The sequence below is a fragment of the Deltaproteobacteria bacterium genome, from assembly GCA_026129095.1.
Lineage (GTDB): Bacteria > JAGRBM01 > JAGRBM01 > JAGRBM01 > JAHCIT01 > JAHCIT01.
This window is the reverse complement of record JAHCIT010000007.1, coordinates 89,561-104,631: the sequence shown is the minus strand read 5'-3', so window position 1 is coordinate 104,631 and position 15,071 is coordinate 89,561. Positions and strand designations below refer to the sequence as shown.

Here is a 15,071-nt window from a genome sequence, read left to right as displayed (position 1 = left end):
GGTGACTGAAGTGGTTGTGCCGCAGAGAACCAGTCGCCGCCGCATCGTGCCAGCGGTGATTGCATCGATTGTATTGCTTTGGGGCGTAGCCGAATGGCTTGCCGGACTCGGGCTTCCTCCGCGACCTGAGGAGCGGCTGCTTCGGATCAAGCCGGACCGGTCATACCGGTTTGCAGTCCAGCCCTATCTGGATATGCAATTTGAGGGGTTTACCAGGCGAAGAAAGCCTGTACGGATCATTACCGATGGCGAAGGTTTCCGTGTGGGTCCGGAAGAAACAGAAACCGGCGTAACTCATCGGCTGTTCGTGTTTGGAGATGAGTGGGTGTTTGGCGAGGGTCTCGAAGCAGCCGAAACATTTCCGGCACATGTGGGCGTCGCCTACTTTCGTGCCTACAATGAACAGATCCGGGTGCACAATGCCGGTGTGCCGGGTTACAACGTCCGCCTTTCACTGGAAAGACTGCTGCACCAGATCCGGAAAGGCGAGCCCTTTGACTGGGTTCTTGTCCTTTCGGAAGACGACCTTCGGCCGCCCGCAGGTAATGCTACGCTGGCTTACTGGGGCGGCGCATTAAGATCCCGCCTCACAGGCCGCTGGGGTTACTGGAGTGATCGGCGCCGCCAGTCACGGACGGATCTGCATGAAAACAGCCAGACACTCGCGCCCTTGATTGATGAACTGTCGACGCTGGCAAAGAACTTTCCGTTGCCGCTGCCATGCGTTGTAGTGGTACCTGTGGATTCAGCCCTGCATACGCATGTGGCCGACCAGATCGCACGGGCCGCCCGATGTCAGGTGCAGGAAGGCGGCAAGCAGCTTTCCGTGCAGATTCCGAGTCCGTACCAGCCGGGTGGGTGGCTGCCGACTGCTGAGGCCGCTGATTACCTGGCCACGCGCTTCATGGTGAGCCTGAGCGCGGCGCTGCAGTACAAGCCGCTTGAATGGGGTAACACACCGGCTCCGCCCCCCGGCAGTTCCGACTGAAACTGTGGAAAACTGTATTCGGAAAAAATCGGATGAACGCTTGCGGGCGAGCCTTCTGCTCCATAGGCTCAATGTCCAGCGGGTTTTTGCCTGATGCCGGGGAGGATGATGCGTGAAGTTTTTCGTTGATACGGCCGATATCGAGGAGATCAAGGAAGCCAATGCGCTGGGTGTACTGGATGGCGTGACCACCAATCCGTCACTCGTTGCCAAAACCGGCCGGAAGTTCCGCGATGTACTGGATGACATTGTAAAGCTGGTGGACGGGCCGATTTCCGCCGAGGTGACGGCTGTTGATTGCGCCGGGATTCTGGCGGAAGGGCGCGAACTGGCGAAGATCCACAAGAACATTGTTGTGAAAGTTCCATTGATCGAGGAAGGGATCAAGGCCACGAAGATATTTACTGCTGAAGGGATCAAGACCAACGTTACCCTGTGTTTTTCACCGACCCAGGCACTCCTGGCTGCAAAAGTGGGGGCTACCTACATCAGCCCGTTCATCGGCCGTCTCGATGACGTCTCCCAGGACGGCATGGAGTTGATCGGACAGATCCGGACAATTTACGACAATTACGGTTTCGGAACACAGATACTGGCGGCGTCGATCCGCCATCCGATTCATGTGCTTCAATCAGCGATGATCGGTGCCGACGTGGCTACCTGTCCACTCAAGGTCATCAAGCAGCTTGCCAGGCATCCGCTGACCGACACGGGTCTTGCACAGTTTCTGGCCGACGCCAGGAAAACGCCCAAATGAAGCCTATTCGACTCCGTCCCGGACGCTGAAATATTTTGCTTCCGGGTGGTGGGCGATAAAAGCGGCTGTAGAGGCTTCCGGAACGATCTGGAAACCCTCGGTAAGCACGGTCCCGATGGCCTGTTCCGCACCAAGCAGTTTGAACAGCAGGCCCTGCTGGGTGAGATCGGGGCAGGCAGGGTAGCCGAACGAATATCGTTGCCCGCCTGGAATACCGAGATCAGCCTTCACGCGCTGATGTACCCATTCAGCCATGGCCTCGGCGGTCTGTACGCCCAGTCCATGCAGGTAGAGGCTCATCGAGTAGTCGCCTTTGGCGTCATATTCCTTGCAGATTTCACTTACCCGGTCGCCGACAGTTACCACATCAAGGGCAAGGACATCCTTCTGGCCGCGATCCTTTGGTGAAAAATAGTCGGCCAGGCAGAGATGGTCGCCTTCGGGCTGGCGTGGAAAGCTGAAACGGCCCAGTTCCCGGGTCGGAACTACGGGATCGAAAATCACGAGCGATTCCCCGTCTGACCAGACGGGAAAAAAGCCATAGACAGCCTTGGGTAGCAGGATCTTCTCGCGGATGGCCCGGTCCTGGAGATCGCGGAGCAGTGGCTCGAAAGTCTCCCTGATATCCCGGTCGTACTCCTCCTGGCTGCGTTTGCGCTTGAGCACACCCCACGAATGGCCGAACAGCGCCTTCCGGTCGATGAGCGGGAAAACCTCGGCAAGCGGGATTTCGCCGAGCACCCTCGATCCCCAGAACGGTGGTATCGGAACGGGTGCATCACGGCGGATACTGCTCGTTTTCCCGGCGCTGCCCACATGCGCCTTGGCGCTGGTGGCACGCTTCAGTGACTGGAAGTAACGCTGCTGGTTGTCCCTGACGTTGTCGCCGATGTAGGACACCCTTGCTTCCGGATCAGCGACGGCGTTGAGATGCCTGAGTCCCTCAAAGGCGTCCTTCGAATAGAAAACACCATTACGGTATGGACTCTCCCCGTCGGTGATCGAAATCCGGGCCACGTACTCCCGGTTGATGGCCGCACCACCCACGATCAGTACAAAGGGGAGCCCCATTTTTTCCAGCTCCTCAACGCAGAACCGCATCTGTTTCGATGTGGTGACGAGCAGGGCCGAGAGCCCGATCGCAACGGCGCCAACCTCCTGGGCCTTTGCGAGAATTGTATTGAGCGGTACCTGTTTTCCCAGATCATGCACCGTGTAGCCGTTATTCGACCAGATGGTTTTGACGAGGTTCTTTCCGATGTCATGCACATCGCCATAAACGGTAGCGAGAACGACATTCCCTTTCGTGACGGACTGGTCCTTGTCGAGAAACTGCTCAAGGTGCGAGACGGCCCGCTTCATCACCTCGGCTGACTGGAGAACGAACGGCAGGATGATCTCGCCCGTGGCCATGCGGTCGCCGACGTCCTTCATGGCCGGAAGAAGTATCTTGTTGATAATGTCGACCGGGGAGTAACCCTTTTGGGTTCGGGCCTCCTCCAGCGCCTCGATCACCCCCTCTTTGACCCGTTTTAGTATGTGCTCATGGATACGCTGCTCGACCGGAAGCGACGGGTCGATTTTTGCCTTTCGGGGATCGGAAGCAGGGGCACCAGCCGCGCCCTCGAAGTGCTTGATGAAGCGGGGCAGGGCGTCGTCGGCGCGGTCGAATACCAGATCTTCGGCAATATCGCGCGCGTCCCTGGGTATTTCGGCATAGGGGATGATCTCCTTGGCGTTCACGATGGCAAGATCGAGCCCGGCCTGTACGCAGTGATAGAGAAAAACCGAGTTCAGGACTCTCCGTGCCGGAGGCGTCAGGCCAAACGACACGTTGGAAACACCAAGTACGGTAAATACGCCGGGCAGTTCCTTCTTTACCGCCCGGATGCCCTCAATGGTTTCTGTGGCCGACCTGCGGAACTCCGCCTCTCCTGTGGCCAGTGTGAACGTGAGTACGTCAAAAACGAGCTGATCCCGGTCCAGATTATATTCCCGTGTGCAGATATCCGTGATCTTGCGGGCGACCTGAAGCTTGTGTGCGGCGGTTTTGGCCATGCCGCGGACTTCGGGATCGGAGTCATCAATCGTCATGGCAACGGTTACGGCGCCAAACTTGCGGATCAGGGGGGCAATCTTTCTTACCCTGGAACCGTCGCCTTCGAGATTGATCGAGTTCACGATCACACGTCCAGGAATGACCTTCAGTGCTGCCTCGATCACGTCGGCTTCGGTGGAGTCGATCATAAGCGGGGCGTCTGTCTCCTGCGACAGCCGGCGCGCCAGTTCCAGCATCAGCTCCTTTTCGAGCGGCGCTTCGGTCATGGCCGTGCAGATATCCAGCATGTGCGCGCCATCGTCCACCTGTTCCTTGCCGAGGGTGACGAGCGCATCAATGTCCTTGGCCAGCATCATCTCCTTGGCCTTGCGTGAACCCTGGGCGTTCAGGCGCTCACCCACCACAACCGGGGGATTGTCGATATCCAGCCGGAGTGGCTTGATGGGCGAGGCAACCACATGAAGGTGAAACCTGGGCCGCTTGCCGGGCGTAAGCCCGCGAACGGAGTCGCTCAGGGCACGGATATGCTCCGGAGTGGTGCCACAGCATCCACCAACAATGCTGATGCCGTGTTTTCCGACGAAATCGCGCAGTTCGTGGGCAAGCGCATCCGGCTTCAGCCCGTAGTGTGCCTCCCCGTCAATGTTTTCGGGCATTCCGGCATTTGGAATGACGGAGACCGGGAGGGATGAGTTCTCGCCCAGATACCGGACAGATTCACGCATTTCATGCGGGCCGGTGCTGCAGTTCATCCCGATGACCGCGATCGGCAGTTCTTCAAGGATCGCCAGTGCCGTCGCAGCATCGGTGCCCAGGAGCATCCGGCCCGAAGGATCGAGTGTGATCTGGGCCATGATGGGGATATCGGAACGGCCACTTTCGCGGCGGAAACGGTCGCATCCGGCGATGGCGGCCTTCACTTCAAGGATGTCCTGTGATGTTTCGATCAGGAATGTATCAACGCCACCCCTGGCCAGCGCCTCGGCCTGCTCGCGGAATATCTCCTCAAGCTGGTCGAAGGTGATATTCGAGAGTGATGGGTCGGATGAGCTGGGGAGGAAGCCCGTCGGTCCCATGGAACCAGCCACAAAACGCGGCCGGTCCGGAGTGGAGAACCGGTCAGCTTCGGCACGGGCAATTTCGGCGGCCCGGATATTGATTTCGGCCACATTGTCGCCGAGACCCCACTCCTCAAGCCGTGGCCGGGTGGACTGGAACGTGCAGGTCTCGACTACATCGGCCCCCGCCTCAAGGTATTTGGCATGAATTTCCCGTATGACATCAGGGCGGGTCAGAACGAGGTAATCGTTCGCACCCTGCCGTCCCCCAAAGTCGTCCTTGGTGAGGTGGTACGTCTGGATCATCGTCCCCATCGCCCCGTCGAATACAAGTACGCGAGACTTCAGGGCTTCCAGAAAGCGGGATTCAGGGGGCATGGGGAAGGCGGATTACCTCGCTGGCGGCATTTCGCGGGAACTGCCCGGCCAGCACGGGCGGGGAGGAACTTATAATCACTTCCGGGCGTGGTTTCCACACCTTGCCGCTACCAGCATCAATCCACTACGCATAGGGGCCATGACTCGCAAGCTCACTCATATCAGTTCCGGCGGAAAGCCCCGGATGGTAGATGTTTCCGGGAAACTGAAAACTGTCAGGGTCGCAAGGGCTCAGGCTCTGGTGCAGTTGTCGAAATCCACGGCGGCACTGGTCCGGTCGAAACAGGCAAAAAAAGGAGATGTCCTGCAGGTGGCGATTCTGGCCGGTATTCAGGCCGTCAAACGGACGCCGGATATCATTCCCCTTTGTCACCCCATAGCGGTCACGGGTGTGGAGGTGGACGCCTCGCTTGGCCGTGACGGTGTCGTCACCATTGAATCAGCCGTGAAAACCATGGGTGAAACCGGCGTCGAAATGGAAGCCCTCACGGCTGTATCAATAGCGGCGCTGACGGTTTACGACATGCTGAAAGCCGTTGAGCGCGGAATTGTGATAAAGAATATAGGACTGCTGGAAAAATCCGGAGGGAAAAGCGGGCACTGGAAACGCAGAAATAGTTAGACAGTCCTCAAGTTGTACTCTTTATTGGCAGAATGACATGAAATGTGGCTCCGGAACCGGGTTCGCTTTCCACCCAGACCTGCCCGCCGTGGGATTCGGCGATCATCCGCACCAGCGCGAGCCCCATGCCAATGCCTCCAAACCGCCGGGTAAGTGACCCATCCACCTGGTAAAAGCGGTCAAAAATCCTGCGCTGGTGTTCAGATGAAATCCCGATCCCTTCATCGCCGACCTCGATATGCACCCATTTGGTTCCGGGCGTAAGCGGCTGTCCGAGAAAGTTCCCGTACCGGGCCAGTAATGAAGCAGCCTCGGCCTGGTTGATTCTGAAAAATACCTTCCGCTCCGGCGGTGTGAACTTGACCGCATTCTGGAGCAAATTCAGCACGAGCTGAAGCAGCCGCTCCCGGTCGCCATAGAGCATTTCAGGGGCGTCGCCGCTATCGAAGCCAATATAGATCTTTTTTTCGTTCGCCAGCGGCATGATCTGTCCCCGGATCTGGGAGATCCATTCGGTGGCGGGGAACGGTTTCAGCGCTATTTCTGCCCGGCCTGATGCCAGCCGAGTGAAGTCCAGAAGCCGGTCGATCAGCTCCGAGAGTCTCTTGGCTGACCGCTCAATCGCATTCAGCGCCTCGCGCTGGCTTTGGGTCAGAGGGCCCATTTCACCTGTGAGCATCATCTCAAGATACCCGCTGATGGGGGTGAGAGGTGTCCGGAGTTCATGGGAGATATTCTGCAGGAACTCGCCCTTCAGACGGTCGAGTTCGCGTAGTTCATCGTTGGCCCGTCCGAGTTCACGGATCTTGTTTTCCAGCTGCTGGGCAACATTGGCGCGGAACTCCTTGAGGAACCGGCTCTCGGTTTCCACATTTTCAATCTTCTCGCGTTTGCCGGCAAGGAATGCCTTGACCTGTTCGGGAAAGGCGGCGACATCGATCGGCTTTTCAATGTACCCGTCGCATCCAGCGACCAGCGAACGTTCCTTGTCGCCCGCCATAACATTGGCGGTGACGGCAATAATGGGCGTGTCCTTCAGTCCTTCCGTATTTTTCAGCCGGGAAGCGAGGGCGTAACCGTCCAATTCCGGAAGGTTGATATCGAGAAGGATGAGATCGGGCTGGGACTGGGCGGCCAGCTCAAGCCCTGCAAGGCCCGACTGGGCGGCCAGTATTTCGTACCCCTTCCGCTCCAGAATCCGACGGACGAGCAGCAGGTTCTCGGGGTTATCCTCAATATAAAGGATGCGCGGAGGACGGTCTTTTCCGGTTGCGCCCATGACCGTTTCGATGAGCGATTCGGGCAAAATTGGCTTGTTCAGGATCTTGTGAACACCAAGCTGCTCCAGCCGGGAGCGAACGGCACTATCCACGAAGGCACTAATAACGACGATCTTGGAGGTCGGATCAATCTGGCGGAGAGCTTCCGTCGCCTGGATACCGTCCAGCCGGGGCATCCGGATATCCATCAACACCCAGTCGAACTTCTGAGTGGTGGCAAATTCGGTTGCCAGGAGTCCGTCGGCGGCTTCGGTAACCTGATGCCCGGCCCGGCGCAGGATTTCGCCCACTGCAAGGCGATGTACCGCCTCGTCGTCAACCACGAGAAAGTTCATGGCAGAGGGCTCCCGTAGTCATGCATACTGACGCCAAAATACCCGTATTCTGTCTGCTTCTTCAACTGGTGATCCTCCCCAGCAGCCAGCCCTCGACGGCCGGGGCCATATCTGCACCCGCCAGGGTGCGGTCAGAATAGGGAAGACATTCACGTGGCATCCCGCCGCACACGGCAGTATCGGGGTTCTCCACGAAGACGGCGCCACCGCGTTCCTTGACCGAACGGCATCCTTCTATTCCATCAATGACCAGTCCCGTGGAAATTCCGGAAACAATGATCGCCAGCGTGTTTCGGCCAAAGCGTTCGGCGGCACTCTTGAACATGGGGTCTATGCCTGGTGCGAATCGGTCTTCGGCCGAAGGGGGTTCTATGCGAAATCTTGGCTTTTCACCGGGGAGGCATACGGTGGCCCGGTAGCCACCAGGAGCGACATAGGCGGTGCCCGGGGTCAGGTGTTCATCCTGCTGAAGTTCTACTACATGACCACAGTAGATTCGATCGAGCCCACGGGCGAAGCCCCATGTGAATTTGGGGGGCATGTGTTGGACGATAATGAGGGGGCAGGGGAGTGGTGACTTCAGTGCCGCCAGAAAAGCCCGGAGCGTCTGGGGCCCGCCGGTGGAAGAGCCAATCACCACCACGGCATCATGATTATTCATGACGGGCTCCCTGCCGGGGCAGTTGCACCAGTGGAAGACTCAGGGTGAAACGGGTCCAGCCGCTACCGGGACGGTCGAGTCGCCGGGGTTCGCTCTCTGCGGAAAGTTCCCAGTTGTTGCGGTCGGCGAGCTGCTTGCAGACCGCCAGCCCGAGGCCAGTTCCATTGCCACCTTTGGTTGAAAAGAAGGGCTGAAACAGTTTTTCCCGTGAATCGGGCTCAATCCCGCAGCCAGTATCCTGCACAGTCAGCCGGGCCGTCCCGTCCACAGCCTCCAGAGCGATAAGAACGTCTCCGCCATCTTCCACGGCATCGAAGGCATTGCGGACCAGGTTCAGGACTATTTGTGCCAGGTGGTGCACGTCACCCTGAACCAGCAGCATCTTGCCCGGTATCACCGGGCTCTGGGGTGTCCACCGGGCGGGGAATCCGGGCCTGAGCCGTTCAATTTCCCGCCCCAGCCAGTCCGTAATGTCGAACTGTTCCGTGCGGGGAGTTTCCGGGCGTGCAAACCCCAGAAGCTGGGTGCAGAGCCGCTCCAGCCGCGACACCTGATCGCGGATCAGATCCGCAAACTTGGTGTCCCTGCCGGCAATGGCCAGATCCTGGGCGACCACACCGGCCAGTCCGGAAATCGAGGACAGCGGATTGCGGAATTCATGGACGATGCCGGCCGCCATTTCGCCCAAGGCACTGCGGGTACGGGCTTCAACCAGCCGGTCCTGGAGGGCCGACAGTTCCGCGTTCTTGGCCCGTAGTTCGGAAATGTTTGCATAGAGACGATCCACGAGATCCCCACCCATCCGGCGCAGGCTCTGAACTTCCTCGCTGGTCGGTGGAGGTGGGGGGGATGCGCCCGGCTGTCCAGGCAGGAACGACGCAAGCTGTGCAGTAATGGTGCGAACATCGATCGGCTTGGTCAGATAACCGCTGCATCCGGCGGCGAGGGCTTCGGCACGGGCAACCGGGTCGTCATAGGCCGTAATCGCAACGATAGGGACGTTCTGCATCTGACGCGACGCACGGATCCGGAGAGCCAGATCCTTCCCCTGAAGGTCCGGTAACCTGAGATCGGTGACGACGATATCCGGCTCAAACTGGCCGAGCAGGTCCAGTGCTGCGCCAGCATCTGCCGCCGTACGTACATCGGCCTGAGCCCGGCGGAATACCCGCTCAAGAAGCTGCAGGTTCGCCGGCTCGTCATCGACGCACAGAATCCGCTTGCCCTCCAGCCCCGTCACTTGTCTCTCTCCGTTGTACTGCGAAGCGAGGGGATCAGGACACGGATAATCCGCCATCCGGTCCCTGCATTCCGGCGATTCGCTCCCTGACCCATTCACCCGTCGCAACAAATGTCTCTCCGGTCCGTTCGGGCGCCTCAAATAGTACATCCCGGAACAGCACTTCCATGATGGATCTGATGCCTCTGGCACCCACCCGCTGCCCTATCGCGCAGTCCACAACCACTTCTACTGCCTCGGGCCGGATATCCAGCGTGACACCATCCATGGCAAGCAGCTGGGTGTATTCGTTCAGGATGGAGTCTGGTGGAGTCGTGACGACCCGGATCATCTCGTCCCGGGTCAGCGGGTCCATTTCTACCACCACCGGCAGGCGCCCCAGCAGTTCGGGGATAAGCCCGTAGTTGGAGAGTTCCCGGTTTGTTATCCGGTTGCGGCGTAACGTCTGGGGTGCCTGCTCGTTGCCGCCGGTGCTGAACCCGATGGGCCGGGCTTCCAGTTCCGGCCGGAGATCACTGAATGCACCCGCGCAGATAAAGAGGATGTTGGTTGTGTCCACTTCGACGAAATCATGCCGGTTCCAGTGTTGCGTCACGTTCATCGGGACGAACATCTTTTGCCCTTCCAGCATCTTGAGCAGAGCCTGCTGGACTCCCTCACCGCCGATGTCGCGGGAGCCCGCCCCGGTACGCATATTCCCGGTCCGCCGGGCGATCTTGTCGATTTCGTCGATGAAGATGATTCCGCGCTGGGCTGCATCCACATTGCCGCCGGTCTTGAACAGCAGCTCGGCGACCATCACCTCCACGTCTTTTCCATAGTATCCGGCTTCCGTGTATTCGGTGGCATCACAGACAGTGAAAGGTGCGTCGAGTATCTGGGCCAGGTTGCGGGCGATGTGTGTCTTGCCGCAACCAGTAGGGCCGATCAGCAATATGTTCGACTTGCGAATGGGGTATTCGGGGCGCCGGTCGGAGTGGAAGAGCCGCTTGTAGTGATTATAGGCAGCGGTTGCGACGACCTTCTTGGCCGTGTCCTGGCCGATTACGAACCGGTCGAGGTGGGTATATATCTGCCGTGGCGTGAGCTGTACAGGGGCGGGCCGCTGTGGCGGCGCAGGCCGGGTGGGTGGCGTCACCGGAGGCATACGTCGAGGTATTTTACCCCTGAAGCAGCCTCAGCGGCTACGGGGCATCGGCTCGCAATCCGAAAAATATTTGACGCGGCGGGGCATAAGAGACGTGCCCGGCGTCTCCTCTTACAATTGCACAGTACGGATATCGAGCTCCTGCAAGGCCTTCACCCGCTCCTGGGTGGCGGGGTGGGTGGAGAACAGCTTGACGAGGCCACCCCCCGCGAGCGGGTTGATGATGAACATGTGGGCGGTCGCCTCATGGGTATGCTGCATCGGGACGCCCCGGGCGTAGTTGTCGATCTTCATCAGCGCGCTCTGGAGTCCCTGTGTATCCTGGGCGATGGCCGCGCCAGTCGAATCGGCCATGTATTCGCGGGTACGGCTAATCATGGACTGGATCAGCAGGGCCGCAATCGGCGACAGGATCATGATGATGATGGCAATGGCCGGATGCGTTCCCCGCTCGTCGCGGCGGCCGCCGCTGAAGAACATGGCGAAGTGGGCGAGAAACTGGAGCGCTGCTGCGATGACGGCCGCCACGGTCTGTACCAGGATATCCCGGTTCTTGATGTGCCCCATCTCGTGGGCGATCACGCCAGCCAGTTCACGCTCGTTCAGCATGTTCATGATGCCTTCGGTGAGCGCCACGACGCCATGCTCGGGATTGCGGCCCGTGGCAAAGGCATTGGGCGTCTGTTCGGGGATGATGTAGATGCGCGGCATCGGAATCTTCGCGTTCCTTGCCAGTTTCTCGCAGAGCGCATAGAGGCGCGGTGCCTGTTCCGGTGTAACCGGGCGGGCCCGGTACATACGCAGGACGATCTTGTCGGAAAACCAGTAACTTCCCACATTCATCAGGATGGCCATGCCGAATGCCATGATGAGGCCGGTCTCTCCGCCGAGCAGCGCGCCTACATAGATGAGCAGCGCCGACAGTCCTGCCAGAAGAAGAAAGGTCTTGAGCCGGTTTGCGAACATCAGGGTAGTCCTCCGGGTAGCGGTACAACAACTGGTAGCCAGCCAGTGAACCCGCTCCGCCGCTTGAATATTTGCACGGCTGGCGGAGGCGGCAAGGGATGTAACTATTAAAAATGCTTGAGGAATTAGGCGAACCGAAACGCCGCTATGGCGCTTTCGACAATGCTGCCAGCGTAGATCGTTCCCTGATATTCACGCACACCAGTGACCATATGGAAGGAACCGGCATCACCTTCAAGGTTGTGTACACAGCGGCCCGAAAAATCGAACGCCATCATCAGGACGCTGCGCGCCACAGCCGGACCGACTGATTCCGGTATCCGTGAGAGCAGCTTTCTCAAGGGATAGGGGAGCTTCAGGATCGATTCGAGCCGGCGATCCCGTGGCGAGGCGAGCGCCACCCAGAGCAGTCCGTCCGAGCCGGTGGAGAGATTGTCCGGCATCCCCGGCAGGTCGGCGGCGAAGGTATCGCTCCGGCCGGTCTGGGGGCCCTTCAGCCAGTAACGGGTCAGACAGTATCCGGCGGTTTCCGCAACGACGGCAAACGATTCGTCAGGTGCCAGTGCCACGCCATTGGCAAACGGGATATTTTCAATCAACACGTCGACTGTTTTTGCAGGTGTGAACCGGAGGAGCCGGCCGCTCGGCCGGTTCTCGATCACATCGCGGCGGTAGTGGTCGATGCCGTACCGGAGCGATGAATCGCTGAAGTAGACAGTCCCGTCGCTGGCGACGGCGGCGTTGTTGCAGAACCGCATCTGGCGGCCACCCACCCTGTCCAGTAGAACCTCGACCTTGCCGGTGGCCGGATCGGCCGCCAGCAGTCCCCGCTTGCTGTCGCAGATAAGAAGCTTTCGGTCCGGAAGGAATTCAATCCCCAGGGGCCGTCCGCCGGTGCGGGCGATCCGGACTGCCTTGCCCGTGACGGGGTCCAGCCGGAATATCTGGCCGTCCTCGGTGCCGGTGATGAGCGAACCGTCGGTATCGACGACAACATCCTCGGGCTTGGCGGCCGGAACGGGGATGAGCTTCGGTGGTGGAAGCCGTTTCCGTGATCCGTAGAGGCCGTTCTTCATTTGCTAAAAGCTCTTGAAAAATTCGGCGAGATCACGGGACATCTGTTTCATCGAGCCCCCGGAGATTGCCCCGACGAGGCTCCGGGCACTGGGGATATTTTCCTTCGCCAGCAGCCGGTTAAGGTCGGTGATGAGCCGGGGCGCGGCCTTGGGGTCCAGATAGTTGATCGTACCGAGTTGCACCGCCGAAGCCCCCGTCGCCAGAAACTCGCAAATATCCTCGGCGCTGGAGATTCCCCCAGCGCCAACAATCGGAATCCCGAGGTCGGAGCGCTTCAGTTCGTCCACGATTCTGAGAGCCACAGGCTTGATGGCCGGGCCTGACAGGCCACCTGTCCGGTTGGCGAGGACCGGCTTCCGGGCGCGCCAGTCAACGGCCATCCCCTGCAGGGTGTTGATGGCGGTCACGGCGTCGGCACCTGCGCTCTCCACCGCCTTGGCGATATCCACCACGCTGGTGACATTCGGCGAGAGCTTCGCCCAGACCGGCTTGGTGGTGGCCCGGCGGACCGCCTCGATGACCAGTGCCGCCTGTGAGGGGTCGGTGCCGAACACGATCCCGCCCTTTTCCACGTTCGGGCAGGAAAGATTCACCTCGATCCCGTTCACGCGCTCCACATGGTCCAGAACTTTTGCCAGTTCAGCATAGCCGCCAATGGTTTCCTCGAAGATCGAGGCGATGACGACGGTCCGGGCGCCGGTGAGCGCCGGGAGCTTTGTCTCGATGAAGTCATGAATACCGCCGCTCTGGATACCGATGGCGTTCAGCATGCCAGAGGCCGTTTCCACGGTGCGGGGAGTAGCATTCCCCAGCCGGGCCTTCAGCGAGAGACTCTTGACGACGATGCCGCCCAGGATGGACGGCTCGTAGAACTCCTTCAGTTCCGGGCCGTAGCCGCCGCACCCGGAGGCGAGCATGACCGGGTTCTTGAACACCAGGGTTCCGACCTGCGCGGTGAGATCCACCGGCGGGAGCTTTTCGGCAGGCCGGTGGGCTGCTTTCACGGTGATCCGTGTCTTCGGGCGGCTGACGGACTTCGTAGCCGGTCTTTTCCCTCTGGCTTTGGATGCCGCCTTGCGGGCAGGGGCCTTGGCTTTTTTCTTCGGGCTCACCAGTGAACCTCCTCGGCGGGGAAAACAGGGCCTTCCGCGCAGACGCGGGCATGGCGGTAGTTACCGTCTGGCGTGCGGATACGGCAAACGCAGCTGATGCAGATTCCGGTACCACAGGCCATCCGTTCCTCAAGCGATACATCGCACCGGATGTTGGCGGCGCGGCAAATGGCAGCCGTGGCCGCCATGAGCGGGTGGGGACCGCAGGTGATGATCCGGTCGGGCTTGGTGGCCCTGGACAGAAGATGGCGCAGCAGGTCTGCCGCCGTCCCCCTGAAACCTTCCGAGCCGTCGTCGGTCGAGAGGAACACCCCCGCGCCGCCGAACTGCCGGGTCCAGTGGAGTTCACCACCGGTTTTCGCGCCGATGATCGCCGTGTAGTCAGATGGATACTGGCTGGCCAGGTGAACGAGCGGGGGCACGCCGATGCCGCCACCCACGAGCCATATCTTTTCCCTGGGAGTGACGGGCGCGTCGAATCCGTTGCCGTAAGGCCCCAGTACGGTCCACGGCTCGCCTTTCATCGCAGCGATCATGCGCCGTGTGCCGTCGCCTATCACCCGGATGCCGAAGGCGATCTCGTCCCTGGTGTCCAGAAACGGCGCAAGCGGGCGGGGAAGCAGCGGCGCAGAGCCGATGGCCGGGCGGACCATATAAAACTGGCCCGGACGGGCCGGCTGGTGGCCGGATAGCATCCGGAACCTGATCTCGTACATGGCTCCGGCTGGGTCATTGCCCGGCGAAAGACGACGGGCCGACTGGAAGCTTGCGGTAACAGGAGTTTCGACGGTCATGGGTTCCCTTCGCTTGCTGGACTGCCGCCGGCCGGTTTGCCGGGGCACATGGGCTCGAACGGGGCCTCGCGCACCATCACCAGCGCATCCTCGCCGGTGTCCGAATAATACTGCGGCCGGACGCCCACGGTCCTGAAACCGAATCTCTCATAGAGTTTCCGGGCCGCCCGGTTGGCCGGACGGACATCCAGCACGATGAGCGCGCTCTGATGCCCCTTGGCGGCGGTGAGCACCGTTTCCATGAGCCTGGTGCCGATCCCCATCTGCCGCCAGTCGGGATCGACGGCGATGTTGAGGATATGCAGTTCATCAGCGATCAGCCAGAACATCACATAACCGATCAGGGGTCTGGCGGAAAGTCCCGCTGCCCGCGCCACCCAGGTGACTGAGTGGTGCCGGTTCAGCTCCTCCAGGAACATGTCCCGTTTCCAGGGGGAGCTGAACGACAGCCTTTCGACCCGCATGATCTCGTCGAGGTCGAGTTCCCGCATGCGGGAGAGCTCAACCGGCGGATTCCTCGACTCGGGATCGGCGCTCACGGCGGGAGTATTCCGGAGAGGAAGGGCAGGGGGCAAGGCGGGGAAGTGGCCTTTCGGC

The 15,071-nt window shown here is 60.1% G+C and carries 13 protein-coding genes; 3 read left to right on the top strand and 10 right to left on the bottom strand.

Going from position 1 to position 15,071, the window contains the following annotated elements; translation table 11 throughout:
• Nucleotide 1 precedes the first annotated feature (1 nt).
• Both KIT79_11285 and fsa read left to right on the top strand, forming a co-directional pair.
• The gene (locus tag KIT79_11285) at nucleotides 2–988 is read left to right on the top strand and encodes an SGNH/GDSL hydrolase family protein (protein ID MCW5829884.1); all 987 of its coding nucleotides are present in this window, start codon (nucleotides 2–4) and stop codon (nucleotides 986–988) included.
• A 112-nt stretch (nucleotides 989–1,100) separates the two neighbouring features.
• Nucleotides 1,101–1,745 carry a fructose-6-phosphate aldolase gene (gene fsa / locus KIT79_11280; GenBank protein MCW5829883.1) on the top strand — a complete coding sequence of 215 codons (645 nt, stop codon included), beginning with the start codon at nucleotides 1,101–1,103 and terminating at the stop codon, nucleotides 1,743–1,745.
• A 3-nt stretch (nucleotides 1,746–1,748) separates the two neighbouring features.
• Here the strand turns inward: fsa and metH are convergent, their stop codons facing one another.
• Nucleotides 1,749–5,240 carry a methionine synthase gene (metH, locus tag KIT79_11275; protein MCW5829882.1) on the bottom strand — a complete coding sequence of 1,164 codons (3,492 nt, stop codon included), beginning with the start codon at nucleotides 5,238–5,240 and terminating at the stop codon, nucleotides 1,749–1,751.
• 139 nt (nucleotides 5,241–5,379) lie between these two features.
• Between metH and moaC the strand changes: the two genes are divergently transcribed.
• On the top strand, nucleotides 5,380–5,862 hold the full coding sequence (gene moaC / locus KIT79_11270; protein ID MCW5829881.1) for a cyclic pyranopterin monophosphate synthase MoaC: 483 nt from the start codon (nucleotides 5,380–5,382) through the stop codon (nucleotides 5,860–5,862).
• A gap of 7 nt (nucleotides 5,863–5,869) precedes the next feature.
• Here moaC and KIT79_11265 read toward each other — a convergent pair whose 3' ends face one another.
• From KIT79_11265 to rimI, 9 genes are all read right to left on the bottom strand, one after another.
• Nucleotides 5,870–7,477, bottom strand: a complete 1,608-nt coding sequence (locus tag KIT79_11265; GenBank protein ID MCW5829880.1) for a response regulator — start codon at nucleotides 7,475–7,477, stop codon at nucleotides 5,870–5,872.
• A gap of 61 nt (nucleotides 7,478–7,538) precedes the next feature.
• Nucleotides 7,539–8,138 (bottom strand): chemotaxis protein CheB, encoded by a 600-nt coding sequence (locus KIT79_11260; GenBank protein MCW5829879.1) that lies wholly within the window; start codon nucleotides 8,136–8,138, stop codon nucleotides 7,539–7,541.
• On the bottom strand, nucleotides 8,131–9,378 hold the full coding sequence (locus KIT79_11255; protein MCW5829878.1) for a hybrid sensor histidine kinase/response regulator: 1,248 nt from the start codon (nucleotides 9,376–9,378) through the stop codon (nucleotides 8,131–8,133). Before KIT79_11255 ends, KIT79_11260 begins: the two co-directional genes overlap by 8 nt.
• Before the next feature lie 34 nt (nucleotides 9,379–9,412).
• Nucleotides 9,413–10,525, bottom strand: a complete 1,113-nt coding sequence (gene clpX, locus KIT79_11250; GenBank protein MCW5829877.1) for an ATP-dependent Clp protease ATP-binding subunit ClpX — start codon at nucleotides 10,523–10,525, stop codon at nucleotides 9,413–9,415.
• A 111-nt stretch (nucleotides 10,526–10,636) separates the two neighbouring features.
• Nucleotides 10,637–11,491, bottom strand: a complete 855-nt coding sequence (gene htpX / locus KIT79_11245; protein ID MCW5829876.1) for a zinc metalloprotease HtpX — start codon at nucleotides 11,489–11,491, stop codon at nucleotides 10,637–10,639.
• Nucleotides 11,492–11,616: 125 nt separating this feature from the next.
• Nucleotides 11,617–12,567 (bottom strand): SMP-30/gluconolactonase/LRE family protein, encoded by a 951-nt coding sequence (locus KIT79_11240; GenBank protein MCW5829875.1) that lies wholly within the window; start codon nucleotides 12,565–12,567, stop codon nucleotides 11,617–11,619.
• Nucleotides 12,568–12,570: 3 nt separating this feature from the next.
• Complete coding sequence (locus KIT79_11235; GenBank protein ID MCW5829874.1) at nucleotides 12,571–13,485, bottom strand: dihydroorotate dehydrogenase; 915 nt, start codon at nucleotides 13,483–13,485, stop codon at nucleotides 12,571–12,573.
• A gap of 191 nt (nucleotides 13,486–13,676) precedes the next feature.
• On the bottom strand, nucleotides 13,677–14,474 hold the full coding sequence (locus KIT79_11230; GenBank protein ID MCW5829873.1) for a dihydroorotate dehydrogenase electron transfer subunit: 798 nt from the start codon (nucleotides 14,472–14,474) through the stop codon (nucleotides 13,677–13,679).
• Entirely contained in the window at nucleotides 14,471–15,013 is a 543-nt protein-coding gene (rimI, locus tag KIT79_11225) for a ribosomal protein S18-alanine N-acetyltransferase (GenBank protein ID MCW5829872.1), read from the bottom strand. The genes KIT79_11230 and rimI overlap by 4 nt, the downstream gene beginning before the upstream one ends.
• Between the last annotated feature and the right edge of the window lie 58 nt (nucleotides 15,014–15,071).